Origin of the sequence: Janthinobacterium sp. 17J80-10 (assembly GCF_004114795.1) — a bacterium.
Taxonomy (GTDB): Bacteria; Pseudomonadota; Gammaproteobacteria; order Burkholderiales; family Burkholderiaceae_D; genus Paucimonas.
Window position 1 is genome coordinate 1,852,782 of record NZ_CP035311.1, and the last position, 26,463, is coordinate 1,879,244.

Below are 26,463 nucleotides of genomic sequence, written 5' to 3' on the forward strand. Positions count from 1 at the left end.
CAATTGTTTTGAATATCTGAAGGCTGAATTATGCAATTTTCCGAAAAATGGCTGCGCACGATGGTCGATCCGAAGATGACTTCGGATGAACTGGCGCATCTGCTGACGATGTCGGGCCTGGAAGTCGAGGAAGTCGAGCCGGTAGCCCAGCCTTTCTCGAACGTGGTGGTGGCCAAGGTGCTGGAAATCGCCAAGCACCCCAATGCCGATCGCCTGAACGTGTGCCAGGTCGATGCCGGCACCGGTACGCTGTTGAATATCGTGTGCGGTGCGCCCAATGTGCGCGTCGGCATGAAGGTGGCGTGCGCCATGGCTGGCGCCGTGCTGCCGCCGGGCGACGATGGCAAGGCCTTCGAGATCAAGGTTGGCCAGTTGCGTGGTGTCGAGTCGCAGGGCATGTTGTGCTCGGCACGCGAATTGCGCCTGTCGGAGGAAAATGCGGGCCTGATGGATCTGCCGGAAGATGCGCCGGTCGGACAGAACTTCCGCGATTACTATCTGCTGAATGATCTCAAGTTCACCATCAAGCTGACACCGAACAAGGCCGATTGCCTGTCGGTGCTGGGCGTGGCGCGCGAAGTCGCGGCATTGACCGGCATGCCGCTGAAGGCGCCGACCTTCACTGCGGTGGCAGTCAATTCGGCTGAAAAGCTGCCGGTGAAAGTCTCGGCCCCGGACTTGTGCGGGCGTTTTTCCGGCCGCGTGATCCGCGGCGTCAATGCCAAGGCAGCCACACCGGATTGGATGAAGCGACGTCTCGAGCGCAGCGGCCAGCGTTCGATTTCCGCGCTGGTGGATATCTCCAACTACGTGATGCTGGAACTGGGCCGTCCGACCCACGTGTTTGACCTCGACAAGATCGAAGGTGGCCTGGAGGTGCGCTGGGGTAAGCAGGGCGAGTCCGTGAAGCTTTTGAACGGCAATACCGTCGACGTGGACGACTGGGTGGGCGTGATCGCCGATGGTCGCGGTGTCGAGGCATTGGCCGGCATCATGGGCGGCGACGATACAGCCGTTACGCTGGAAACCACGCAAAACATTTATGTGGAAGCCGCGTTCTGGTGGCCCAATGCCATCCAGGGGCGTGCGCGCCGCTACAATTTTTCGACCGATGCGGCGCACCGTTTCGAGCGCGGCGTCGATTTTGCGACCACCGTCGAGCACCTCGACCGCATTACCGCGCTGATCGTGGAAATCTGCGGCCAGAAGGACCACACGCAGGTTGGCCCGGTGGATGACCAGGTCATCAACCTGCCTGCACGCAAGCCCGTGCATGTGCGCACCGCACGCGCCGTGAAAGTGATCGGCGTGCCGCTGACGGCGGCGCAGATCGCCGATATCTTCACGCGCCTGGGCCTGGAATTCACCGCCACGGACGATGGCTTCGATGTCACGCCGCCGTCTTACCGCTTCGATATCGAGATCGAGGAAGACCTGATCGAAGAAATCGCACGCGTCTATGGTTTCGAAAATATCCCGGCATTGCCGCCGGTGGCCGCCAATGAAATGCGCATCCCGCCGGAAAACCGCCGTTCGCTGTTTGCCGTGCGCCGCCTGCTGGCGGACCTGGATTACCAGGAAGTAGTGAATTACAGCTTTGTCGAGGAAGCCTGGGAAGCCGATTTCAGCGGCAATATGAACCCGATCCGCCTGCTGAATCCGATCGCCAGCCAGATGAGCGTCATGCGTTCGTCGCTGATTGCCAGCCTGGTCGCCAATGTGCGTTACAACCTGAACCGCAAGGTCAGCCGCATACGTGTATTCGAGACCGGCGCCGTCTTCCTGCGCAACCCGGCCGCCAGGGACGGCGACCTTGCCGTGGCCGGCTTTGATCAGCCCAAGCGGGTCGCGGCGCTGGCGTATGGTCCGGTGGTCGAGGAGCAATGGGGACAGCCTTCGCGCAACGTCGATTTCTTTGATGTGAAAGCCGATCTGGAAGCCTTGTTCGCGCCGCAACAGCTGCGTTTTACCAAGGCCGAGCACGCTGCCTTGCATCCCGGACGTTCGGCGCAGATTTCGCTCGATGGCAAAGACATCGGCTTTGTCGGGGAATTGCATCCGCGCTGGCAACAGAAATATGGCTTGTCGCTGGCGCCTGTCGTGTTTGAAGTTGATGCGGATGCCTTGCAGTCGCGTCAGGTGCCTGCGTACCAGGAAATTTCCAAATTCCCCGCCGTGACGCGCGATTTGGCCCTGGTCGTGCCACAGGCGCTGCCGGCACAGGATCTGATCGACACTTTCCTTGCCGAAAAGACAGCGAATGCGCAGTGCGGCATTGTGCAAGCCATTGTTTTATTTGATGAATATCGCGGCAAAGGGCTGGAAAACAACGAAAAAAGTCTTGCTTTCCGGGTCACCTTGCAAGATACTCAAACTACCCTGCAGGACGACAAAGTGGAAGCGGCAGTCGCTGCGCTACTGGCTGCCGTCACAAAAAAGCATGACGCGAAATTGCGTACCTGATGCAGGAGGGGGAGTTTTAGCATGAATGACGTGACTTCAGCCGAATTTCAATCGATTCTGACTGCTGACCTGAACCGGGCAATGCTGGAGGCCCGGGCGCGTTCGCAGGCTGAAAAAGACTTGCCGACACTGACCAAGGCTGAGTTGGCCGAATTGCTGTTCGAGCAAGTCGGTTTGAACAAGCGCGAGGCCAAGGATATGGTGGAAACCTTCTTTGACGAAATCCGCAATGCCCTGGAGCGCGGCGAATCGGTCAAGCTTTCCGGCTTTGGCAATTTCCAGTTGCGCGACAAGCCGCAGCGCCCTGGCCGTAATCCGAAAACGGGCGAAGAAATTCCCATTACGGCGCGCCGTGTGGTCACTTTCCACGCCAGCCAGAAGCTCAAGGGCATGGTGGAAGACACCAGCCGCCAGCCGCTTGCCAGCATTGCCTGAGTTAGTGCATGAACGATCGCACCATCCTTAAGCCTGAAGTGGCGGTGTTGCCGCCGATTCCCGCCAAGCGTTATTTCACGATAGGCGAGGTGAGCGAATTGTGCGGCGTCAAGCCCCATGTCCTGCGCTACTGGGAACAGGAATTTACCCAGCTAAAGCCGGTCAAGCGCCGCGGCAACCGCCGCTACTACCAGCATCATGAAGTGCTGCTGATCCGTCGCATTCGTGAATTGCTTTACGAACAGGGATTTACCATCAGTGGTGCGCGCAACAAACTGGAGAATTCTGCGCTGGTAACTGCCCGTGTCCCTGATCCCGGTCCTGCCGATGGCGGAGCAAGGTTTGGCAACGTGGCGGCCTTGCGTGTCGAGTTGTTGGCAATCATGGAATTGCTGAAGCCGGCATCCTGAATCGATAGTTGCCGTCTGACACGTCCCTGCAGCACCCAATCATTTCCACTGCGCTTGCCCCAACCTGCGGGAAATATGAGCGCGGACAATTAGTCTGATAAAAACAGTTGTATCGTTAAAACTCCGGTCGGCAGTTCGAGCCATTTCGCTGGATTGGAGTTAAAAATGACCTCAGACGAAATTGTTAGCGAAATCAGCCAGAAAAACCGTGCAGCGTTTTCCGCACATGACGACTGCCAGTTGCTGACGCGCGAACAGGTGCTCTACCTGATGGATGCCGCAGCGATGCGCGGCTTCCAATTTGGCAGCAATGTTGCCTTGTCGATGGTGCAGGGGGCCTTGCTGCTGCAACTCGTTCGCTTGCCGCAGCTCGATAACAAGCCTCGCACTGGTTGAGAAATCAGGCTTTTTTCTGGGCGCGCGCCAGCGATTTGAAAGCCAGGGTTTTCTCCTTGGCGCTGTCACGTCCCATCACATCCAGACTGACCAGGATCGCAATTGCGCCTTCGATACGGCCAATGGCGCGCTCCGGTTCCAGGTGGTCGAGCGCCTTGGTCGTGCGGTCGAGCAGGTCTTCATAGGCCCTTTCCATCGCGGCGCCGGAATGCAGTACGGTAGTGCCGGCGCCGCCATCGACCAGGCTGGCGACATTTTTTTGATAATAGGTAAAGACATCCTGCAGACGCTTGACATACTGCTGCGGCAAGTCGAAACGCCGTGCCAGTTCTTGCGCGAGGTCATGGGCGGGTTTTTCAACCGGCGTTGCGTCGCCGGCGACATTGGCCAGGCATAGGCCATGCACATGCATGCTGGTGACAAGTTGCTCGATTGCCGAAAACACGCGCATGTGGCTGATTTCTTCTGCCGAAACCGGTGTCGTTCCAGTCAGTCGTTCACTTACCCAGTGGTCAAAGGAGGGCGGAGACGATTGACGGCCTTGCAGAGCCCATGCTGCGGCCATTTTTTCATAGTCATCCTGCAGTTTTTTATGTTCTGTTTCGCTGATCGTGATATTGACTGCTGGCATAGGGTCTAAGGATGAATGGGCGTGAATGTCCATATTTTATCCGCACCGGGCAGGTTCACCAACTATCCGATAGCCGGCAAACACACACCGGCGGGCAGGAACACCCTTACTTGCGCCATGTCACATGAGGGTGTCGCCCGGATGCGCCATCCGGCACGCGAGCGTGCACAATTCAAGGCATTAAAACATGCCTCCGGATTGCATTCCGTCGCCGGCTTTTCCAGTCATCCTAATTTCGGAAACATGTGCCATGACAGACTTAAGTACCGAGCAGATCGCCGAGCTGAAAAATATCCTGCAGGCGCGGGAACACGCCTTGCGCGAGGATATCCGGCGTGAAGTGGCGCAGCAGGACGATTATGCCGATGTTGCCAGCGAAGCGCCCGACGCGGGCGATTCTTCCTTCGCCGACCTTTCGGTCGATCTGGGCAATGCCGCAGTGGGCCGCGACATGGGCGAATTGCGGGCAATACAGCATGCCTATGAGCGCATCGACAATGGCAAGTACGGGGAATGCGTCGACTGCGGCTACGATATCCCGTATGAACGGCTGCAGGTCCAGCCGACTGCGGAGCGCTGCGCGCCGTGCCAGATGCAGCATGAAAAGACCCACATCGATCCCGGCAGGGGTTCCAGCATGTAGGGGTGACAAGGCAGGCAGCGCATGCGTGGGTCGACTTTTCATTACAATAGGTGCTCTGCCCATATTCCCGGAAAGTCGATCCATGCTGCTGCAAGCCCTGCGGATGACCGCGCGCGACTGGCGCGCCGGTGAGCTGCGTTTTCTGATGCTGTCCCTGATTGTTGCTGTAGCCGCGCTTTCGTCGGTCGGTTTTTTCGTCGACCGCATGCGCGCCGGCTTGCAGCGCGATGCCCACCAACTGTTGGGCGGTGACCTGGTGATCAATGCCGACCAGCCCGTTGCGCCCGCCTGGCGCGCAGAGGCGGAGCGGCGCGGTCTGGCGCTCGCCGAGACGGTGGCGTTTCCCAGCATGGCGCTGGCAGGCAAGGGCGCGCAATCGGTTTCGCAACTGGTGTCTGTCAAGGGCGTTTCCCCTGGCTATCCCTTGCGTGGTCGCGTCTCGGTAGCTGCGCAGCCGGACGGACCTGCGAGGGCGGCCGACGGTATCCCCGCGCCAGGCACGGTCTGGGTGGATCCCGCCCTTCTGGGCGGCTTGAAAGTGGCGGTGGGCGACAGCCTGCAACTCGGGGACAAGCGTTTTACCATCGGTCGCGTGATTGCCGTCGAGCCTGACCGCGGCGCCGCTTTCATGAATTTTGCCCCTCGCGTGCTGTTGTCACTGTCCGACCTGGCCGCAACGGGCCTGGTGCAGGATGGCTCGCGCGTGACGTACCGCCTGCTTCTGGCCGGGCCTGCGGACGAGGTCAAGGCTTACCAGCGCTGGCTGAAAACGGCAATGGACGGCGCCAACGCCAAGGGCGTGCGGCTGGAGTCGCTGGAGTCGGGCCGCCCGGAAATGCAGTCGACCCTGGAGCGTGCCGAACAATTCCTTTCGCTGGTAGGCCTTCTGACAGCCATGCTGGCCGCGGTTGCGGTGGCGATGGCGGCGCGCCGCTTCATGTTGCGCCATGTCGACACCTGCGCGATGCTGCGCTGCCTGGGCATGCCGCAAGGACAGGTTACCGCATTATTTCTGGCCGAGTTCATCATGATCGGCATGCTCGGCAGCGCGCTGGGCGTGCTGGCCGGCTTCGGCGCGCACTTCGTGCTGCTTGAATGGCTGGGCACGCTGGTCAGCAGCGATTTGCCGCCGGTCGGCTGGCTGCCGGCCGTGCAGGGGCTGGCGACAGGGATGTTGCTGCTGACCGGTTTTGCCATGCCGCCGATTTTGCAGCTGCGCGAGGTGCCGCATAACCGCGTGATCCGGCGCGAGCAGGATGCGCCCAAGCCGCTGACGCTGGTGACTTACCTGCTGGGGCTGGGGGCGTTTACCGCCTTGCTGCTTTGGCAAGCCGGTAACCTGACGCTGGGTTTGCTGACTGCCGGCGGCTTTTTGGGAGGCATGGCGGTGTTCGCCCTGGTCGGCTGGGCGGCCGTGCAGGCATTGCGCCCTTTGCGCGGGCTAATGCCGACTGCTGCATGGCGCTTTGCCCTGACCGGCTTGCAGCGACGCACGGGCGCTACCGTGATCCAGGTGGTCGCGCTGGCGCTGGGATTGATGGCATTGCTGTTGTTGACCGTGATCCGTGGCGACCTGGTGGATGCCTGGCACCAGTCCACGCCGGCAGATGCGCCAAACCGCTTCATCATCAATATTCAGCCGGAACAGAAAGCCGATATCGCCGAGCGCCTGCGCAGCATCGGCGCGGCGGATGCCGAACTGTACCCGATGATCCGCGGACGCCTGGTCGAAGTCAACGGCGCCACGGTCAAGGGCGACAGCTACGCTGACGACCGCGCGCAGCGCCTGGTGAACCGTGAATTCAACCTTTCCACGATGGCGGCGGCGCCGCCGCAGAACCGCGTCGTCGCCGGCCGCTGGTATGACGACGGCAAGCCCGAGGCATCGGTCGAAGAAGGCCTGGCCAAGACACTGAGCCTGAAGCTGGGCGATATGCTGACTTTCGACATCGGCGGGCAGTTGGCATCGGCGCAGATCACCAGCCTGCGCAAGCTGGAATGGGGCTCGATGCGCGTGAACTTCTTCGTGATCATGAATCCGTCGCTGATGCAGGAGATGCCGCAAACCTGGATCACCGCGTTCCACCTGCCGGCAAGCCGGGAAAGCTTTGTCAACGAGCTGACGCGCGACTTTCCCAACCTGACGGTGGTCGATGTCGGCAGCATCATCCGCCAGTTGCAGGCAGTAATCGACCAGGCGGTGGTGGCCGTGGAGTTCCTGTTTCTTTTCACCCTGGCCGCTGGCGTCCTGGTGTTGTATGCCGCGCTGGTCGGCTCGCAGGACGAGCGCACGCGCGAGGCGGGGCTTTTGCGCGCGCTGGGCGCGACGCGCAGCCAGTTGTCACAGGCGCAATGGATCGAGTTTGCGCTGGTCGGCGGCCTGGCCGGCCTGCTTGCCGCCAGCGGCGCGGCCGCGGTCGGCTGGATGCTGGCACGCTTTGTCTTCAAATTCGAGTGGATGTTCGACCCCTCGGTCTGGCTGGCCGGCCTGGCAGTCGGCATTGCCTGCGCCTTCATCGGCGGCTGGATCGGCTTGCGCAACGTGTTGCGGCAGCCACCGCTGCAGACCCTGCGGGAAGCATGACTGCGGTGACCACGGCGGTGGCCCGATAGGCTATCATTGCTGCCATGAGCACTGAAGACGAATCGCAACAGCCCATCCCCTACGATCTGATCGGCGGGGCAGATAAATTACGGGAACTGGTAGACCGTTTCTATGACCTGATGGATCTGGAAGCGGAATTCGCCGCTATCCGCGCCATGCATCCAACGCCGCTGGACAGTTCGCGCGACAAGCTTTTCTGGTTTCTGTCGGGCTGGCTGGGCGGGCCGAGCTTGTACATCGAACAATTCGGCCATCCGCGCCTGCGTGCCCGCCACCTGCCATTCGCCATCGCCTCGGACGAGCGCGACCAGTGGCTGCGCTGCATGGCCTGGGCCATGCAGGAAGTCGGCGTCGAGCAATCGCTGCAAGAGCGGCTGATGCAGTCTTTCTACCAGACTGCCGACTGGATGCGCAATACGCCGGGCTGAATGCGGCGCAACCTGTCTTTAAACAGAAATCTCACATAGCGTTTTCATGAGCCTTACAGAAATCATCCTCCTGTCGCTGGTTGTCGTTATCGCCATCCTGCAAGTCCTGTTGTTCCTGCGTGCGAAAGGCGGCGATCTGGCGCCGCGCCTGGCAGAACTGCAGGAAAATTTACGTGCGCACCAGCAGCAGACCAGCGAGCGCATCGAGCGGGAATTGCGCGCCCAGGTGCAGACGTCAGGTCAGGGAACACGCCTGGAATTATCGGGAAACCTCGCGCAGTTCCAGCAAGCCTTGACGGCGCAGATGACCAGCGTCGCCACGATCCAGAATAACCAGATCGATAGCTTTGCCCAGCAGCTTGCCAAGCTCAACGAAGTCAATGCGCAGCAGCTCGAAGGCATGCGCCAGGCGCTGGTGCAGCAGGCCCAGGCTGGACGCGAGGAGCAGTCCGCTTCACTGAAGCGTTTTGGCGATACGCTCAACCAGAGCCTGGCGGCGCTGACCGAATCCAATGCCCAGCGCATGCTGGAGGTGCGCGGCACCCTGGAGACCAAGATCCGCGAACTGCAGAACGACAATGGTCAGCGCCTGGAAGAAATGCGCAAGACCGTCGATGAAAAACTCCATGCGACGCTGGAGCAGCGTCTGGGCGAATCCTTCAAGCTGGTGTCGGACCGGCTCGAGAAAGTGCACCAGGGCCTGGGCGAGATGCAGCAGCTGGCCATCGGCGTGGGCGACCTGAAGCGGGTGCTGACGAATGTGAAGACGCGCGGCACCTGGGGCGAAGTACAGCTGGAAATGCTGCTAGAGCAGATGCTGACGGTGGACCAGTATGCCAAGAATGTCGAAACCATTCCGGGCAGCGGCGCGCGCGTCGAGTTTGCCATCAAGTTGCCCGGACAGGAAGAGGGACAGGTGCCGGTGTGGATGCCGATCGACGCCAAGTTCCCCAAGGAACAGTACGAGCGCCTGGTGGAAGCGGCCGAACATGCCGATGCCGAGGGCGTGGCCAACGCAGGCCGTGAGCTGGAGCGCGTCGTGCGCACGGAAGCCAGGACGATCGCGGAAAAATACCTGTCGCCACCGCTGACCACGGATTTCGCCATCCTGTTTCTGCCAACGGAAGGCCTGTATGCCGAGGTCATGCGCCGCCCGGGCCTGGCCGATGATTTGCAACGCAGTTGCCGCGTTTGCATTTCCGGCCCGTCGACGCTTTCGGCCTTGCTCAACAGTTTGCAGATGGGGTTCCGCACGCTGGCACTGGAAAAACGCTCTTCCGAGGTCTGGCAAGTGCTGGGTGCAGTCAAGACCGAATTCGGCAAGTTCGGCGAAGTGCTGGCTGCCACCAAGTCCACTCTGGAACGCGCTGCCCGCAACATCGAGCAGGCGGAAGTGCGAACCCGCCAGATGACGCGCAAGCTGAAGTCGGTGGAGGCTTTGCCGAGCGATACTGCGCGAGTATTGCTGGGCACCGGACTGGCGGATGGCAGCGACGAGGAAGCTGCGCAACAGGAGTAAGGTCGGGCCTGGACTATCCAGGTATCTAGTCAACCGCGCATCTATTTGGATATAAAGTCGCGCATGCCAATTACGGGTGTTACTGTGAGCGAAAAAAAACCTGCAGAATCCCGGGCCGCATTTGCCCATTTCCACCAGATCACGACGCGCTGGATGGATAACGACGCCTACGGTCACGTCAATAATGTCATCTATTACTCGTACTTTGATACCGCGGTCAATGAATACCTGATCGGCCAGGGCGCGCTCGACATCACCAAATCCGAGGTGATCGGGCTGGTAGTGGAAACCCAGTGCCGCTATTTCAGTTCCATAGCATTCCCCGACACCATCCATGTTGGCGTGCGGGTGGCGCATTTGGGAAACAGCAGCGTACGATACGAGCTTGGCATTTTTCGCAATGACGACGACGTCGCTGCAGCACAGGGGCATTTCGTGCACGTGTATGTGGACCGTGTGACCAACCGGCCGACGGCCCTGCCGCAGGCATTACGCAATGCTCTTGAGCCACTGTGCATGCAGGGCACAATCGCCTGACTGCCGATATTCTTTCTGCGGAATGAATGACTGCGGCAAATCAAGAACCTGGACAACCAGTCACGCCAAATTTCAGACTGCAAAATTTGCAGCCGCTGATGTCATTCGGCGCGCATTTTACTGTCAATTCTTCCCGCATTCCCGCTTTGTTTTCCGGCGCCACATTGAACCTTAAGCAATTTCCCGAATCATAATTTGTCCTGTTTTTGTTTTTTATCGGGAAAAATTCTAAGTATGTTTCCTTGAATGAAGGAAATATATGTGTGCCGCTGAGTATTTTCCTGATGTGATTTTAGGCGCAATGAAACATGGAATAAATTTATTTCAAATAGACTAGCTTATACATGGTTCTAGCCGATGAGATCAAAGTCCTGCTTGTAAATGACGACCCGGGCGCGTTGTTTGCGTTGCATACAATCCTGACTGACCTTGACGTCCCGATAGAAACTGCGACTTCCGGCGAGCAAGCATTAATGTGCCTGCTCAAGCAGGATTTCGCGGTGATCGTTTTGGACGTCAAGATGGCCGGCCTCGACGGGTTTGAAACTGCCCGTTTGATCCGGCAACGGCCGCGCTCCAGATTCACGCCGATCATTTTTCTTACATCGCATCGGGCCACCGACCTTGACCGGGCCATCGGCTATGAGCTCGGCGCGGTCGATTATCTTTTCATGCCGGTCGCCCCGGAAGTCCTGAAGTCCAAGGCCCAGGTATTCATTGATCTGGCGCAGAACAAGCGCCAGGCAGGCCGCAAGGATTCCGACCTGGAGCATCAGAACCGCGCCCTGAGGCAGGAACTGGAGCACGTGACGCGCCTGAACGAAGTGCTGCGCGCCGAGATCGGCGCGCGTCATCCGCCCGACGGCATGCTGCAAAACAGCGAGGCGGAGCGGCTGATCATCCAGCATGCAGGCGACTTCGTCGCGCTGCTCGACGCCAGAGCGACCTGGGTATACGCGAGTCCTTCATATCAGTCTGAATTCGGCAAAAATATCCGGGCCGATGCCGACTATTTCGACATCGTCCATCCGGACGACCGCGAGCGCGTCCGCGCAGCATTTGCGCAGTTAATGACAGGCGAGACGCAACAACGTGTGCATTACCGGGTGCAAATGTCCAAGCGTGGCGAGCGCCATCTCGAATCGGAAGCAAGCCTGATTCATGATGCCGCCGGCAAAGTGACGCAAGTCGTCATCGTGTCGCGCGATGTTAGCGAACGCAAGGAGATGGAAGCCTACATCCTGCACCAGTCCGTTCATGACGCGCTGACGGGCCTGCCAAACCGCTTGCTGCTGGTGGACCGGATGAAACAGGCGACGGCGCATCTTGGGCGAAAAAATGCGCCCGTCGCGGTGCTGTTCATCGATCTCGACCGCTTCAAGGATATCAACGACACGCTCGGCCATGCCGCCGGCGACCGTTTGCTGCAGGAAGTCGCGGAACGCCTTGGCAAGTGCGTGCGCGAAGGCGACACGGTCGCCCGGTTGAGCGGTGACGAATTCGTGGTATTGCTGGCGGGTCTGAACGATGTGCGCGATGCCGCGCTGGTCGCCGACAAGATCGTGGCAACCGTATCGGCGCCTTGCCGGATTGGCGGCAGCGAACTGCGGGTGTCGCCTAGCATTGGCATTGCAATATTTCCTGGTGATGGACATGACATCGACGAACTGCTGCGCAATGCCGATACCGCCATGTATCACGCCAAGCAGGAAGGACGCGGCCGCTTCTCGTTTTTTGCCTCCAGCATGAACGAAGCAGCCAGCCGGCGGCTGGCCGTTGGCAGCGCCTTGCAGCAGGCGATACAGCAGGAAGAATTCCTGCTGCATTACCAGCCCAAGGTAAGTGCTCGTAATGGCGAAATCTGCGGTTTCGAAGCGCTGATCCGTTGGCCCCAGGCTGACGGTGTATGGATGCCGCCGAGTCAATTCATTCCGATCGCGGAAGAGACCGGGCGCATTGAGCAAATCGGCAACTGGGCGTTGCGGGAGGCCGCCCGGCAGATACAGCGCTGGCGCGCAGAAATCGATTACTGTTGTCCGGTTGCGGTCAATGTGTCTGCCTCGCAATTTCGCAAGGATAGCGTGGCCAGGAATATTGAAGCGGCCCTGCAGGAATCCGGCATACCGGCGACCATGCTGGAAGCAGAACTTACGGAGTCGGCCGTCATGACGGATCCGGCCAGGGCAATCCAGGCGCTGCACGAGATCCGGGACCTTGGCGTCACCATTTCAATCGATGATTTCGGTACGGGCTATTCATCGCTAGCCTACCTCAAACGTTTTCCCCTCGATAAATTGAAAATCGACGCAGCCTTTGTGCGCGACATTGCCAGCGATTCCGATGACGCGGCCATCGTACTTGCCATCATCAGCCTTGCGCATAGCCTGGGACTGACCGTGATTGCCGAGGGCGTGGAAACGGCCGAACAGGTGGCGTTTCTAGTCGAAAATGATTGTGACGAAATGCAGGGCCACTATTTCAGCAAGCCCGTACCGACCGACGAAGCCCTGCAACTGCTGAAACGCGGGCGCTTCGATCTCATTCACTGATCGCGAAGTAACAGGAGGCCGATGTGGCGCAAGTAAACACTGTGCTGGACAAGGCAATGCTGCTCAAGGCGCTCAACGCGGTACGCAATGGCGATTTCAATGTGCGCCTGCCGCTCGACTGGGATGGCATGGATGGCAGGATCGCCGATGCATTCAATGAAATCGTGACGATAAACCAGAATCTGGCCAACGGGATCGAACAGGTTTCCATTATTGTCGGTACTGAAGGCAAGCTCGGGCAGCGCATGATGTTCGGCAAAGTCGATGGCGCCTGGGGCAGCGAAGTCAATGCGATCAACTCGCTGATCGAAAACCTGGTGCAGCCGGTGCGGGATGCCGGCCGGGTGATTGGCGCCGTCGCGCGCGGCGTGCTCACCGAGACCATGGACCTGGAAGTCGAAGGCCGCCCCCTGAAAGGCGAGTTTCTCAAGAATGCGCACACCATTAACACCATGCTCGACCAGCTCAACAGCTTCTCCGGCGAGGTGACGCGGGTAGCGCGCGAGGTCGGCACCGAAGGCAAGCTTGGCGGGCAGGCGGAAGTCCGCGGGGCTTCGGGGGTCTGGCAGGATCTGACCGAGAATGTGAACCTGATGGCGAGCAATCTGACCAACCAGGTGCGCAATATCGCCGAAGTGACCACGGCCGTGGCCAAGGGCGACCTGTCGCGCAAGATCACGGTGGACGTCAGGGGAGAGATCCTGCAGCTCAAGGACACCATCAACATCATGGTGGACCAGCTGAACAGCTTCGCCGGCGAAGTGACGCGGGTGGCGCGCGAGGTCGGCACCGAGGGCAAGCTGGGCGGCCAGGCCAAGGTGCCGGATGTGTCCGGTGTCTGGAAGGACTTGACCGAAAACGTCAACCTGATGGCCAACAATCTGACCAACCAGGTGCGCAATATCGCCGAAGTGACCACGGCCGTGGCCAAGGGCAATCTGTCGCGCAAGATCACGGTCGACGTGCAGGGGGAGATCCTGCAGCTCAAGGACACCATCAACATCATGGTGGACCAGTTGAACAGTTTTGCCGGCGAAGTGACGCGGGTGGCGCGCGAGGTCGGCACCGAAGGCAAGCTGGGCGGCCAGGCCCAGGTGATGGGCGTGGATGGTGTCTGGAAGGATTTGACGGACAGCGTGAATGCCATGGGAAGCAACCTGACCAACCAGGTGCGCAATATCGCCGAAGTCACCACGGCCGTGGCCAAGGGCGACCTGTCGCGCAAGATTACCGTCGACGTGCAAGGCGAGGTGCAGCAGCTGAAGGACACCATCAACGTCATGGTGGACCAGTTGAAGAGTTTCTCCGGCGAAGTGACGCGGGTGGCGCGCGAGGTCGGCACCGAAGGCAAGCTGGGTGGCCAGGCCCAGGTGCCGGGCGTATCCGGTGTCTGGAAAGACCTGACCGAAAACGTCAACCTGATGGCGAGTAACCTGACCGACCAGGTGCGCAATATCGCGACGGTGACGACAGCGGTGGCCAATGGCGACCTTTCCAAGAAAATCACCGTGGACGTGCGCGGCGAGGTGTTGCAGCTGAAGGAAACCATCAACACCATGGTGGACCAGTTGAACGGCTTTGCCGGCGAGGTGACGCGGGTGGCGCGGGAAGTCGGCACCGAAGGCCGGCTGGGCGGGCAGGCCTACGTGCCCGGCGTAGGCGGCACCTGGAAGGACCTGACCGATAACGTTAATTTCATGGCATCGAACCTGACCGCGCAGGTGCGCAATATCGCAACGGTGACAACGGCGGTGGCCAATGGCGACTTGTCGCGCAAGATCACGGTCGACGTGCGCGGCGAAATCCTGGAGCTGAAAAACACCATCAACATCATGGTGGACCAGCTCAATGCCTTCGGCAGCGAAGTGACGCGGGTGGCGAGGGAAGTGGGCACTGAAGGCAAGCTGGGCGGCCAGGCGGTCGTCAAGGGCATTTCAGGCGTGTGGAAAGACCTGACGGAAAGCGTCAACCTGATGGCCGACAACCTCACCGACCAGGTGCGCGGCATCGCCAAGGTGGTTACCGGGGTGGCAGTCGGCAACCTCAAGCAGAAGATGATGGTGCCCGCCAAGGGGGAAGTGGCCTCGCTTGCAGAAACCATCAATAACATGGTCGATACCCTGGCGACTTTCAGCGACCAGGTGACTCGGGTGGCGCGCGAAGTCGGCGTGGAGGGGTTGCTGGGCGGTCAGGCGGTCGTGCCCGGTGCGTCAGGCAGCTGGAAAGACCTGGTGGACAACGTCAACGAGCTGGCCGCCAATCTGACGACGCAGGTGCGCGCGATCGGCGAGGTCGCGACCGCCGTGACCAAGGGCGACCTGACGCGATCGATCCAGGTGGTGGCGCGCGGCGAGGTGGCGCTTCTGAAGGATAACGTCAACCAGATGATTCTCAACCTCAAGCAAACCACCGAGCGCAATACCGAGCAGGACTGGCTGAAGACGAACCTGGCGCGCCTGACCCGGATGCTGCAGGGGCAGCGTGACGTCATCATGGTATCGCGCATGCTGCTATCCGAACTGGCGCCTCTGGTGGGCTCGCAGCATGCGGTACTGTACCTGATGCACACCCAGGGGCAGGGACCCAATGCGCGAACGCATCTTGCGCTGATGGCAAGCTACGGCTACAAGGAGCGTAAAAACCTGTCAAAAGCGTGGGAAATCGGCGAGGGTGTGGTCGGCCAGGCCGCTTTTGAAAAAGAGCGCATATTGATCACCGATTTGCCGGATGATTATGTCCAGATCGTATCCGGACTCGGACAGGCGGCGCCGCGCAACATTGTCGTGCTGCCGATCTTGTTTGAAGGCCAGGTCAAGGCAGTGATCGAGCTGGCTGCTTTCGGCCATTTTCAGGCGATTCACCTGAATTTTCTCGACCAGCTGGCCGAGGGCCTGGGCATCGTGTTCAACTCGATCGAGTCCGCAACGAGCACGGAAATGCTGCTGCAGCAATCCCAATCGCTGGCAGGTGAATTGAAAGTGCAGCAGGATGAGCTGCAGAAAACCAATGCCGAACTTGAACAAAAAGCGTTGCAGCTGTCTGAACAAAATGCCGAGGTCGGGCGCAAGAACCGCGAAATTGAAATTGCCCGCAGCAACTTGCAGGAAAAAGCCGAGCAACTGGCGCTGACGTCGAAATACAAATCCGAATTCCTTGCCAACATGTCGCATGAATTGCGCACACCGCTGAACAGCTTGCTGTTGCTGGCGGAGCAGTTGCGACTGAATCGCGAGAGCAACATGTCGGAAAAACAGCTTGAGATGATTCGGATCATTCATGATTCCGGCAGCGATCTGCTGCATTTGATCAACGATATCCTTGATTTGTCCAAGATCGAGTCCGGCAGCGTGACACTCGATATCGAAGACGTGCCGGCCATTGAACTTGTCGACCATGTCAAACGGACTTTTGGCCATCTGGCAGAGGCAAAAGGCCTCGCATTCACGGTCGATTTCGCCGCTGATCTGCCGCAGTACCTGCGCACCGACGCGTTGCGCCTGAAGCAGGTTCTCAAGAACCTGTTGTCCAATGCAATCAAGTTTACTTCCCGTGGCAGCGTCACGCTTTCCGCCAGAATTGCGCGTGCCGGCTGGAATCCCGAGCACCAGATTCTCAATCGCGCGCAGCTGGTCATTGCCTTCACTGTTGCCGATACCGGCATCGGCATTCCTGCATCCAAGCAGCGGCTGATTTTTGAGGCGTTCCAGCAAGCCGATGCCAGCACTTCGCGCCGTTATGGCGGTACCGGACTGGGGCTTGCCATCAGTAGAGAAATCGCCTACCTGTTGGGCGGTGAGTTGCAGGCCGAGAGCGAGGAAAACGCCGGCAGCCGCTTTACTTTCTACTTGCCGCAGCAGTTGTCGTCAGAACGGCCCGGATCGAAACAGGAATCGCTGATCCAGACGCCGGTCCGCGATGATCGCTCGACCATTTCGTCGCAGGATACGCTGTTGCTGATTATCGAAGATGATCCGGTTTTCGCCCGTTCCTTGCAAGCGATGGCGCGCGAGCGAGGTTTCAAGACGCTGGTGTCGACCGGCGGCGAAGAGGGGGTGGAACTTGCCCGTAAATTTCAGCCGGATGCGATCACGCTGGACCTGATCCTGCCGGATATGGATGGGTGGAGCGTAGCGGACCGCCTGAAAACAGAGCCAATGACACGCGACATCCCGATTCACGTCATTTCGATACGCGACCGGCCGGTCGCCGCTGGCCAGCATGGCATCGCCAGCTATACCCCCAAGCCCTCCGATGTGGATGCCCTGGCACAGGTGTTCGAGAAGATCACCCACAACGTGGCGCGGCCAATCCGGGCCTTGCTGGTGATCGAACGGGATCCCGGCAAGCGCCAAGCCCTCATGAATGCGTTGCAGCGCGAGGATGTCGACCTGGATGCGGTATCAAGTGCTGCCGAAGCGCTGGCCGCGCTGTACAGCAGGCCCTACCATGGCATTGTGCTGGACCTTGACCTCGCGGACATGGACGGGATTGCCCTGATGAAGAAAATTCGCAGCGATCCGGCGCTTGCCGGTATTCCTGCAGTGATTTATTCGGCGCGCGCAGTTGATAAAGAGACGGAAACCTTGCTCGGGCAGCTGGATGCGGCCGTGGTGGCGAAATACGATCTTACGTTCGAACGCCTGAAGCTGGAGACGTCCCAGTTTCTGCGTCGGGTGCAAGATGCGCTGCCCGAGACAAAGCGCAAGGCGGCGGAGGGCAAGGTGGCGGACGGACAGTCGCTGGAAGGTCGAAAAGTGCTGATCGTCGATGACGATGCGCGCAATCTGTTTGCGCTGACGGGGCTTCTGGAAAACCAGGGAATGGTCGTGGTGACAGCCGAGTTGGGGCGGGACGCGGTTGCACGCCTGCAGGATACTCAAGGTATTGATATCGTGCTGATGGATATCATGATGCCGGACATGGATGGTTACGAAACCATGCGCCAGATTCGCAGTGACCCGCAATTCAAGGATTTGCCCATCATTGCCCTGACCGCCAAGGCGATGAAGGGCGACCGGGAAAAATGCCTGCGGGCTGGCGCTTCGGACTATGCATCCAAGCCGGTTGACTCTGAACAATTGCTATCGCAGTTGCATACCTTGCTGGCGAAATGAAAAAGAAGCGCACATGGACGCGACGATGACCGTCAGACAGTGGAATGACTCTATTTTGGGAGCGAATGCAGAAAGCGCAGGCTTGCTTCCAGTAGTGCCTGCGGTTGCTCAAGGTGTGGTACGTGGCGGGACGCCTCCAGCGTCAGCAATTCTGCCTGCGCAACCTGTAGTTTGATAGCGTCAAGCTGCGCGAGCGTGCCGTACTGGTCTTGCCGGCCCTGGACGGCAAGTAGCGGGCAGCGAATCGATGCAAGCTCCGGGGTGATATTCCAGGCCTGGAACCCGGGGGACAACCATAAGCTGCTCCAGCCGTTGAAAACGCCCTCCGGATTGTCATGCAGGCGGGCGAGCTTCTCACGCAAGCCGCCTGTGCGCCAGGCGTTTTGCAGGTGGCAGATGCGTTCATAGCCTATGGTTTCGGTGAATACGTGGGCCGCGACCGAAATGACACCGGCGATCGCTTGCGGGAAGCGGGCAGCATACTGCAGCGCGATCGTGCCCCCATCGCTGTGCCCGAACAGAACTGGTTTGTCGCGTGCCGGGTCAATGCCGAGCGCGACGAATAGCGCAGGCAAATTTTCATGTGCTTCCCGGGTCAGGTAGTCACTAGGCCAGTCTTGCTGAGGCGAGCGCTGGCTGGAATGGCCGTAACCGTAACGGGAAAATACCAGGCCGCGGCAGCCGGATGCGTCGCACAATCTTTGCGGCCAGTCTTCCCAGATGGACAGGCATCCCAGGCCTTCATGTAAAAAGACAATCAGCGGGACATTCTCCCGCTCGGGTGCAATCCACGCAAACTCCAATATGTGAGCACCATCGCTGGTGGATATGGAGATGTGTTGCCGCGCATACTCGTCATTACAGGCTTGCAGGAATTTCTCAGGCCCCACGGACCTTAGGCTTGTTGAGTGTCGCCGTCTGTACCCGCTTGCGGTTGGGTTCGACTTCGGTCAAGGGCATGACCTCACGCATGCTGCTCAACGAACGCGTAACCAGTTCATGGTATTGCAGGGTACCCAGGCGCTTCCAGGTAATCTCGTCCTCACGCAAATTGCGCACGATCTTTGCCGGTGCGCCGACCACGAGGCTTCGCGCCGGTATGATCATGCCTGCCTTGACGAATGCTCCGGCGCCGACGATGCTCGATTCGCCGATCACGGCGTCGTCCATGACGATAGCATTCATGCCCACAAGGGCATCGCGCTCGATGCGGCAGCCATGCAGCACTGCGCCGTGGCCGATATGGCCATCGACATCCACCACCGTATCGCATTCCTGAAACCCGTGCAGCACGCAGGTATCCTGAATATTGGCGCCTTCGTTGATGATGATGCGGCCGAAGTCGCCGCGCAGGCTGGCCAGCGGGCCGATATAGCAGCGCGGACCTATCACTACATCGCCGATCAGCACGGCGCTTGGATGCACGTAGGCGGACGGATGCACCACAGGCGTGACGCCATCGATGGCGTAAACCTTAAGCATGAACAGTCTCCTTTGAGTGTCGGCAATTACGCAGGTCTGCAACGGTATCGATATCGCGGCATACGCCCGCATCATCGACCTCGATTTCCTGCACCGGCAGGGATTGAAGCAGCTCGCGAGCGCCCCTGTCGCCGGATAATTGCAACAGCAAGTCGAGGTGCCGTCGGCTGAACGCCACCGGGTTGCCCCGGCGGCCGCGATAGCATGGCACGGCAATATCGGCGCCTTGCCGCAGCGCCGCGACCAGCCTGGTCACGGTGTTTGCCTGGATGAATGGCATGTCGCCCAGCGCAATAACCCAGCCGGTAGCGTGCGGTGTCAGCCGTAGCCCATGTTTCAGCGATGCGGCCATGCCGCTGGCGGCATCCAGGCACTTGCTCACCGCAAAGCCTTCGGACGACAGGTGCGCGCATAGCAACGGAGAGCCTGCCGGTATCACGACGATTGCGGAATCGAGCGCGGCACGCAGGTTGCGTGCGGCATGGGCTATTACCGTTGTGCCATCGGGCAGTAATTGCAGCAACTTGTTCTGTTGACCGGATGGATCAAAGCGGGCACCGCGGCCAGCTGCCAGCAGTATCCCGGTATAGCCTTTCGTTAGTTCCTGGTCCATGGCGCTTGTCTCGCGGTCAAGGTGCGGATTGGTCATTCAGGCTGGCGCGCAGCTTGCTTCCGCTGATGCGGCGGGGTGGGGGCGCAAGGCATGTGTCTGCAGCACGGGCACGCCATTCCTGAGGGCAGTCATTTCAGCCAGGATGGAAATGGCGATTTCCGGCGGTGTCCTGGCACCCAGGTACATGCCTACCGGTCCATGCAGCCGTCCGATTTCGGCTTCGCTGATGTCGAACAGGGCTAGCCGCTCGCGTCTTTTGGCATTGTTTGCGCGCGAGCCAATGGCGCCAACATAGAAGGCCGGCGATTTCAAGGCTTCCAGAAGGGCCATGTCGTCCAGTTTGGGATCGTGCGTCAGGGTCAGCACTGCGCTATGGGCATCGAGCTCAAGTTCCAGAATCAGGTCGTCCGGCATTTCTCGCGATAGTTGTACGCCCTCGATGTCCCATTCGTCCAGATACTCTTCGCGCGGATCGCAGACGATGACTTCATAGTCCAGGCTTTGGGCCATGCTGGCAACGTAGCGTGACAACTGCGCGGCTCCGACAATGATCAATCGATAACGCGGTCCATGTACGGTCACCAAGCGCTGGTCGTCAAATGCCAGTGCCATGGCGTGCGCGCCCGGGGTAAGCGTCACGGTACCGTCAAGCATGTCAAGTTCGCGGGTCATCAAGCCCTGCTGGCTGACCGACTTCAGCAGCGCCGGAATATGCGACTTTTCAGTGACGCATTCAAGCACGATCTGCAGGGTGCCGCCGCAGGGCAGGCCGAAGCGGTGAGCCTCGTCGGCGGAGATGCCATAAGTGAGCGTCTGCGGGAGGGTGGCGCGGTATTCGCCGGAGCGGATCTGACGGATCAGGTCGTCTTCAATGCATCCGCCGGAGATCGAGCCGCGGACATGGCCGTCTTCGCGCATGACCATCATCGAGCCAATTGGGCGCGGCGCCGAACCCCAGGTGCGCACTACGGTTGCCAGTACCGTATAGGCGCCGCTTTGCGACCAGTTGATTGCGGCCTTCAAAACTTCATGGTCGATACTGTCCATGTTTATCCTTTGGTTGTCATGCCTGCACACCTGACGGAATTCAGTTTGAATTCCTATTGCAAGCAATAAGTCTATTTATGAAAGTACTTAAAGTAAAGGGGTGTGTGGCAAAAAAAGCTTAAATACATAGTGAATAAAAAAATTCTATCCCCTGCTTGCAAAGCCGAATGTCGGTGTGTATAGTTTAGTTATGCAAGTGACGAAATGCGTTCAATACGCTATTTCTGGGGCGAAATTTCCCCAAAAGAATAAAGAGGAGACGACATGCAGACTTTTGAATTTCAATCGCCGCGCTCCAGCCTCGTTGGGCCGGGCAGTTCGGCTCGGGTCGGCGAGTTGGCGGCCGGGCTCGGCTGCCGCTCAGTGTTGCTGGTCACGGACAAGGGCGTCGAGCAAGCGGGTTTGCTGGGGCCGGCATTACAGGGGCTGGACGCCAGCGGCATTGCGGTCACTATTTATACCGACGTGCAGGCCGACCCGCCGGAGGCGGTGATTGCTGCTGCCACTGCCGCAGCAAGGCGTGCGGATGCGGATGGCATTATCGGCCTGGGTGGCGGCAGTTCGATGGATGTGGCAAAACTGGTGGCATTGCTGGCGGTTGGCAAGGAGAGCTTGGCAAGTGTCTATGGGGTGGGGCAGGCCAAGGGGCCGCGCCTGCCGCTGATCTTGCTGCCCACTACTGCTGGTACCGGGTCGGAGGTGACGCCGATTTCTATCGTCACCACGGGGGAAGGCGAAAAGAAAGGCGTCGTAACGCCAGTAATCGTGCCTGATTGGGCTGTCCTGGATGCTGATCTCACGCTGGGCCTGCCGCCATTGGTCACTGCTGCAACGGGCGTTGACGCGATAGTGCATGCGATCGAGGCGTACACAAGCAAGCGTTTGAAAAACCCCGTTTCCGATTGCCTTGCGCGCGAAGCGTTGCGCTTATTGTGTGGCAATATTCATGAGGCCTGTCGCAATGGCAGCAATCGCGAAGCCCGCCACAACATGCTGCTGGGGGCCATGCTCGCGGGTATGGCATTTGCCAATGCGCCGGTTGCAGGGGTGCATGCATTGGCCTATCCAGTCGGCGCCCGCTTTCATGTGCCGCATGGATTGTCGAATTCGCTGGTGTTGCCGGCCGTATTGCAATTTAACGCCAGGCAAGCTCAAGGGCTGTATGCCGAACTGGCCGACATTGTCGTGCCAGGCGCCTTTGGTAGCGCCCGGGAAAAATGTCAGGCACTGGTCGACAAACTTGCCCAATTGCCAGCTGAACTTGGTTTGCAAACACGCCTGTCACAAGTTGGCATCCAGCAATCCGATCTCCAGCAATTGGCGGTAGATGCCATGAAACAAACCCGACTTCTTGTTAACAACCCGCGCGAGATCGGTTACGACGACGCGCTTGCCATTTACGAGGTAGTACTGTGAGCGAAAAAAAATCCCCGGAATCCCGTGCAGCATTTGCCCATTTCCACCAGATCACGACGCGCTGGATGGATAACGATGCCTACGGTCATGTCAATAACGTCGTCTATTACTCGTACTTTGACACCGCGGTCAATGAATACCTGATTGGCCAGGGAGCGCTCGATATCACCAAGTCCGAGGTGATCGGACTCGTAGTCGAAACCCAGTGCCGCTATTTCAGCTCGATCGCATTTCCCGACACGATTCATGTCGGCGTGCGGGTCGCCCACCTGGGTAACAGCAGCGTGCGCTATGAACTCGGAATTTTCCGCAATGACGACGACGTTGCCGCAGCTCAGGGGCATTTTGTCCACGTCTATGTCGACCGCGCCTCCAACCGTCCGACGGCCCTGCCGCAGCCGCTGCGCAGCGCGCTGGAACCCTTGCGCGTGCAGGCGGGCACGGCCTAGACGTGCATTTACGCGATTTCATCGCGGTAGCTGAAACTGATTGGGACAAGAATCATGGAAATGAAAGACGAAATTCGCCTGGAGGCGAGGCGCGAAGTGGTCTGGGCGGCCTTGAACGATCCAGAGGTGCTGAAAACCTGCATTCCCGGATGTGAATCGCTGGAAAAGCTTTCGGATACCGAGCTGGTGTCGCTGGTTGTGGTCAAGGTTGGCCCGATCAAGGCGAAGTTTTCCGGCAAGGTGACGTTGGCTGATGTCGCGGCGCCGGAAAGCTATCGCCTGATCGGCGAGGGGCAGGGCGGCGTGGCCGGTTTCGCCAAGGCGGAAATCACGGTGCAACTCGAATCCGAGGGGCCGTCGACCCTGCTGCGCTATGGTGTGGCGGCGAATATCGGCGGCAAGATCGCCCAGCTCGGTTCACGCATGATCGACTCCACCGCCCGTAAAATGGCCGACCAGTTCTTCGCCAGCTTTAACGAAGCCATCCTGAGCCGCACCGGTACAGTCCCTGCTGCAGTTGCAGCACCGGCCACGGTTCTGGCGCCTGCTGCGGCGCCGGCGACACCTTCGCCCCCTCCGGCAGCCGCCGCGCCGGCTGCCGGCCTGTCCGTGACCGTGCCGGCGCCTGCTGCCTCCGTCACCGGCGGCGCGCTGTCGAGTTCCGATGACATTCTGGTGGACCTGATCGATGTGCAGGAAGAGGATGCGCTGCAGGACGTGGCGCCGGCAGCATCCGCTGGCTGGCTGTCGCGATTGCTGGGTGGCGCCAAGCCCGCGCAAGCTGCGAACAAGGCGCCGGCACGCGCGGGCGTGCGCCACAAGGCAGCCATCGTCACCCTGAACCGCCCCAAACAGCGCAATGCCGTGTCCTTGCAGATGTGGCGCGACCTTGGCCGCATTTTCACCGAACTCGGCCGCGATCCGCAGGTGCGCGCCATCATCCTCACCGGCACCGGCGGCAATTTCAGCGCAGGCGCGGATATCGCCGAATTCGGCCAGGTGCGCGCCACGGTCGAACAGGGCTTGGAATATGAAGTGGCGGTGGATGACTGTTGCGACGCCATAGCCGCCACCCCCAAGCCGACCATTGCAGTCGTCAATGGCTTTTGCATGGGCGGCGCCTGCCACCTGGCGATGTCCTGCGACTTCCGGGTTGCCGCCAGTGCCGCGCAGTTTGGCATTCCGGCGGCGCGCCTGTCGATCGTCTATGGCGTGCGTGGCACCCAGCGCCTGCTGGCGCTGGTCGGCATCGCCAATGCCAAGCGCATCCTCTACTCGGCGCGCAAGTTCGGCGCCGAGGAAGGGCACAGCATCGGCTTCGTCGATCGCGTGGCGGCAGATCCGATGCGCGCAGCCAAGTCGTTTGCCGCCGTCATGGCCGACAATGCGCCGCTGACCATCTCCGGCACCAAGGTCATGCTGAACGGCCTGGCGATGGGCATGGGGGCGCTCGACGATGCGACCGTGCGCCACGTGGTGGAGCGCGCGGTCGCCAGCGACGACTACCGTGATGCGCGCCAGGATTTTGTCAAAAAACGCCAGCCGGTATTCCTCGGGAAGTAAACAGCATGAAACCCCCCAAGTTCGATTACGTGCGCCCGCAAACGCTGGACGAGGCATTGGCGGCGCTGGCTGCGGCCGAGGGCGAAGGCAAGATCATCGCAGGCGGCCAGAGCCTGATGCCGATGCTGAACTTCCGTTTGTTGAGCCCGGCGGTGCTGATCGATATCAACCGCATCGCCGAACTGAACTTTCTGGAGGAACAGCCGGATGGCGGTCTGCGCATCGGCGCGTTGACACGCCACCACACGCTGGAAACCTCGCCGGTGGTCGAGCGGCTGTTTCCGGTATTGCATGACGCCATGCAGTTCGTCGCCCACCTCGCGATCCGCAACCGCGGCACCATCGGCGGCAGCATCACGCATGCCGATCCGGCCGCCGAACTGCCGATGATGATGGTGCTGCTGGATGCGGAAATCATTCTTGCATCGCCCAGAGGCAGGCGCACCGTGCCCGCCGAGGAATTCTTCGTGGCCTCGCTGACGTCAGCGGTCGAAGAAGACGAGATCGTCATCGAGATCCGCTTGCCGGCGCTGCCGTCGGAATCCGGTTGGGCCTTCGAGGAGGTGGCGCGCCGATCCGGCGACTTCGCCCTGGCTGCAATCGGCGTGGTCATGAAAGTCGAAGACGGCATCGTCACCGAGTCGCGGGTCGGCGTGATGGGGGTTGCCGATACGCCGATGCGCGTGTACGACGCCGAAACCATCCTGTTCAACCAGGCTTGCGATGAACAAACCCTGGATGACGTGGTCAAGGCGGTGCGCGAGGCGGTTGCGCCCGCCACCGACCTGCATGCATCGTCCGATTACCGGCGCCACCTCGTGGGCGTGCTGGCCCGGCGCGCCGTTGCCACGGCATGGCGCCGCGCTCTTGGAGAGAAATATGATCAATAACCAGCAAATATCCGTCGTCATCAATGGCATCAAGTATGAACGTGCAGTGGAGCCGCGCCTGCTGCTGGCCGATTTTCTGCGCAACACGCTCGGCCTGACCGGCACCCACGTGGGCTGCGAGCACGGCATCTGCGGCGCTTGCACCATCATGGTCGATGGCGACAGCATGCGTTCCTGCCTGATGCTGGCGGTGCAGGCCGACGGCTGCAATATCCAGACCGTCGAGGGACTCGGCAGCGTGGATAAACTCAACCCGTTGCAGGAAGCCTTCCACGAATGCCACGCCCTGCAGTGCGGCTTTTGCACGCCCGGCATGCTGATGACCTGCACCGACATGCTGCAAAAATATCCGCTGGAATCCGACGCGGAAATCCGCGAAGGCTTGTCCGGCAACCTGTGCCGGTGTACCGGCTACAAGCACATCGTCGATGCGGTGCGCCTGGTCAAACAACGCAGCAAGGAGACCGCGGAATGAAAATGCACGTATTGTCGGGCGGACGCCTGCGCATGAAAAAAAGCGTCTATTTACCGGAAGCCGACCGCGCCGAACTGGTCGAGCTGCCGGTGTCCTGCTACCTGCTGCGCCACCCGCAGGGCAATGTCCTTTTCGATACCGGCTGTCATCCTTCCACGGCGCATGACGCCGAAGGACGCTGGGGGGCGATGGCGCGCGCCATGGCGCCAATTTCCGGACCGCAGGACAACGTCGTCGACCAGCTCGCGACCATTGGCTTTACGCCGGACGATATCGACGTCGTGGTCAATTCGCACTTCCATTCCGATCACTGCGGCTGCAATGCGTTTTTCAAGAAGGCCACGGTGATCTGCCATGCCCGCGAGCTGGAAGCGGCGCGCCGCGACGACGCGGAAAAATTCGGCTTCCTGGCGGTCGACTGGAAGCAGCCAATGCCGATGGAAACCATCGATGGCGAGCGCGACCTGTTCAACGACGGCCGCGTGGTGCTGGTGCCGGTGCCGGGCCACACAGCCGGCATGACTTCGGCCCTGGTGTCGCTCGACAAGGCCGGCGCCTTCCTGCTGGCCTCGGACGCGGTAGCCATGCGCGACAACCTGGAGCGCGACATCAATCCGCGCAATACCTGGGATGCCGAGCAGTCGAGCAAGTCGATGGCGGAAATCCGCCGCATCCAGGCCGGCGGCGCCACGGTGCTGTTCGGCCATGACGACGCGCAGTGGCAAACCCTGAAGAAGGGCGCGGCGTTTTACGACTAGGCTTGCCAGCGTGACGATACGGACCGCCCGGGCGGCAGCA

The 26,463-nt window shown here is 60.0% G+C and carries 22 protein-coding genes; 17 read left to right on the forward strand and 5 right to left on the reverse strand.

From position 1 onward, the window contains the following. The first annotated feature begins 30 nt into the window (after positions 1-30). The 4 genes from pheT (at position 31) to EKL02_RS08450 (ending at position 3,704) form a co-directional block, all read left to right on the forward strand. On the forward strand, positions 31-2,463 hold the full coding sequence (pheT, locus tag EKL02_RS08435) for a phenylalanine--tRNA ligase subunit beta (protein ID WP_128901637.1): 2,433 nt from the start codon (positions 31-33) through the stop codon (positions 2,461-2,463). Positions 2,464-2,484: 21 nt separating this feature from the next. Continuing rightward, positions 2,485-2,898, forward strand: a complete 414-nt coding sequence (locus EKL02_RS08440; protein ID WP_128901638.1) for an integration host factor subunit alpha — start codon at positions 2,485-2,487, stop codon at positions 2,896-2,898. Positions 2,899-2,906: 8 nt separating this feature from the next. Then, on the forward strand, positions 2,907-3,308 hold the full coding sequence (locus tag EKL02_RS08445) for a MerR family transcriptional regulator (RefSeq protein WP_128901639.1): 402 nt from the start codon (positions 2,907-2,909) through the stop codon (positions 3,306-3,308). 165 nt (positions 3,309-3,473) lie between these two features. Continuing rightward, positions 3,474-3,704 (forward strand): hypothetical protein, encoded by a 231-nt coding sequence (locus tag EKL02_RS08450; protein WP_128901640.1) that lies wholly within the window; start codon positions 3,474-3,476, stop codon positions 3,702-3,704. A gap of 4 nt (positions 3,705-3,708) precedes the next feature. On the opposite strand, the gene EKL02_RS08455 is transcribed toward EKL02_RS08450, so the two are convergent. Next, on the reverse strand, positions 3,709-4,335 hold the full coding sequence (locus EKL02_RS08455; protein WP_128901641.1) for a hypothetical protein: 627 nt from the start codon (positions 4,333-4,335) through the stop codon (positions 3,709-3,711). A 250-nt stretch (positions 4,336-4,585) separates the two neighbouring features. Here EKL02_RS08455 and EKL02_RS08460 point away from each other — a divergent pair, with 250 nt between their 5' ends. The 7 genes from EKL02_RS08460 to EKL02_RS08490 all read left to right on the forward strand — a co-directional run bounded on the left by EKL02_RS08460 (position 4,586) and on the right by EKL02_RS08490 (position 17,730). Then, complete coding sequence (locus EKL02_RS08460) at positions 4,586-4,978, forward strand: TraR/DksA family transcriptional regulator (protein ID WP_164931988.1); 393 nt, start codon at positions 4,586-4,588, stop codon at positions 4,976-4,978. A gap of 82 nt (positions 4,979-5,060) precedes the next feature. After that, positions 5,061-7,562 (forward strand): FtsX-like permease family protein, encoded by a 2,502-nt coding sequence (locus tag EKL02_RS08465; RefSeq protein WP_128901643.1) that lies wholly within the window; start codon positions 5,061-5,063, stop codon positions 7,560-7,562. A gap of 44 nt (positions 7,563-7,606) precedes the next feature. Further along, entirely contained in the window at positions 7,607-8,011 is a 405-nt protein-coding gene (locus tag EKL02_RS08470; protein ID WP_128901644.1) for a group II truncated hemoglobin, read from the forward strand. Positions 8,012-8,057: 46 nt separating this feature from the next. Continuing rightward, positions 8,058-9,530, forward strand: coding sequence for a DNA recombination protein RmuC (gene rmuC / locus EKL02_RS08475; protein WP_206732470.1), 1,473 nt, complete (start codon positions 8,058-8,060; stop codon positions 9,528-9,530). An 84-nt stretch (positions 9,531-9,614) separates the two neighbouring features. Further along, positions 9,615-10,067, forward strand: coding sequence for a thioesterase family protein (locus EKL02_RS08480; RefSeq protein WP_241687835.1), 453 nt, complete (start codon positions 9,615-9,617; stop codon positions 10,065-10,067). Positions 10,068-10,411: 344 nt separating this feature from the next. Beyond that, entirely contained in the window at positions 10,412-12,616 is a 2,205-nt protein-coding gene (locus tag EKL02_RS08485) for an EAL domain-containing protein (protein WP_128901646.1), read from the forward strand. Positions 12,617-12,639: 23 nt separating this feature from the next. Next, entirely contained in the window at positions 12,640-17,730 is a 5,091-nt protein-coding gene (locus EKL02_RS08490) for a HAMP domain-containing protein (RefSeq protein WP_241687836.1), read from the forward strand. A 50-nt stretch (positions 17,731-17,780) separates the two neighbouring features. Here the strand turns inward: EKL02_RS08490 and EKL02_RS08495 are convergent, their stop codons facing one another. From EKL02_RS08495 to EKL02_RS08510, 4 genes are read right to left on the reverse strand one after another with little or no spacing between them, the layout of a single operon-like run. After that, complete coding sequence (locus EKL02_RS08495) at positions 17,781-18,620, reverse strand: alpha/beta hydrolase (protein WP_241687837.1); 840 nt, start codon at positions 18,618-18,620, stop codon at positions 17,781-17,783. Beyond that, a complete protein-coding gene (gene paaY, locus EKL02_RS08500) occupies positions 18,610-19,212 on the reverse strand; it encodes a phenylacetic acid degradation protein PaaY (RefSeq protein ID WP_128901647.1) in 603 nt (200 codons plus the stop codon). The genes EKL02_RS08495 and paaY overlap by 11 nt, the downstream gene beginning before the upstream one ends. Beyond that, positions 19,205-19,861 carry a nucleotidyltransferase family protein gene (locus tag EKL02_RS08505; RefSeq protein WP_241687838.1) on the reverse strand — a complete coding sequence of 219 codons (657 nt, stop codon included), beginning with the start codon at positions 19,859-19,861 and terminating at the stop codon, positions 19,205-19,207. Before EKL02_RS08505 ends, paaY begins: the two co-directional genes overlap by 8 nt. Further along, a complete protein-coding gene (locus tag EKL02_RS08510; protein ID WP_128901648.1) occupies positions 19,862-20,872 on the reverse strand; it encodes an XdhC family protein in 1,011 nt (336 codons plus the stop codon). Between the two features lie 264 nt (positions 20,873-21,136). Between EKL02_RS08510 and EKL02_RS08515 the strand changes: the two genes are divergently transcribed. Genes EKL02_RS08515 through EKL02_RS08545 form a run of 6 tightly spaced genes read left to right on the forward strand, consistent with a single transcriptional unit; the run spans position 21,137 to position 26,423 of the window. Further along, positions 21,137-22,288 carry an iron-containing alcohol dehydrogenase gene (locus tag EKL02_RS08515; RefSeq protein ID WP_128901649.1) on the forward strand — a complete coding sequence of 384 codons (1,152 nt, stop codon included), beginning with the start codon at positions 21,137-21,139 and terminating at the stop codon, positions 22,286-22,288. Beyond that, entirely contained in the window at positions 22,285-22,737 is a 453-nt protein-coding gene (locus tag EKL02_RS08520; protein WP_128901650.1) for a thioesterase family protein, read from the forward strand. Before EKL02_RS08515 ends, EKL02_RS08520 begins: the two co-directional genes overlap by 4 nt. A gap of 54 nt (positions 22,738-22,791) precedes the next feature. Next, positions 22,792-24,300 carry an enoyl-CoA hydratase-related protein gene (locus tag EKL02_RS18335; protein ID WP_206732471.1) on the forward strand — a complete coding sequence of 503 codons (1,509 nt, stop codon included), beginning with the start codon at positions 22,792-22,794 and terminating at the stop codon, positions 24,298-24,300. Between the two features lie 5 nt (positions 24,301-24,305). Continuing rightward, complete coding sequence (locus EKL02_RS08535; RefSeq protein WP_128901651.1) at positions 24,306-25,190, forward strand: xanthine dehydrogenase family protein subunit M; 885 nt, start codon at positions 24,306-24,308, stop codon at positions 25,188-25,190. Then, positions 25,180-25,665: a (2Fe-2S)-binding protein gene (locus tag EKL02_RS08540; RefSeq protein WP_128901652.1), complete on the forward strand. Its 486-nt coding sequence runs from the start codon at positions 25,180-25,182 to the stop codon at positions 25,663-25,665. Before EKL02_RS08535 ends, EKL02_RS08540 begins: the two co-directional genes overlap by 11 nt. Next, positions 25,662-26,423 carry an N-acyl homoserine lactonase family protein gene (locus EKL02_RS08545; RefSeq protein WP_128901653.1) on the forward strand — a complete coding sequence of 254 codons (762 nt, stop codon included), beginning with the start codon at positions 25,662-25,664 and terminating at the stop codon, positions 26,421-26,423. Before EKL02_RS08540 ends, EKL02_RS08545 begins: the two co-directional genes overlap by 4 nt. Positions 26,424-26,463: the final 40 nt, after the last annotated feature.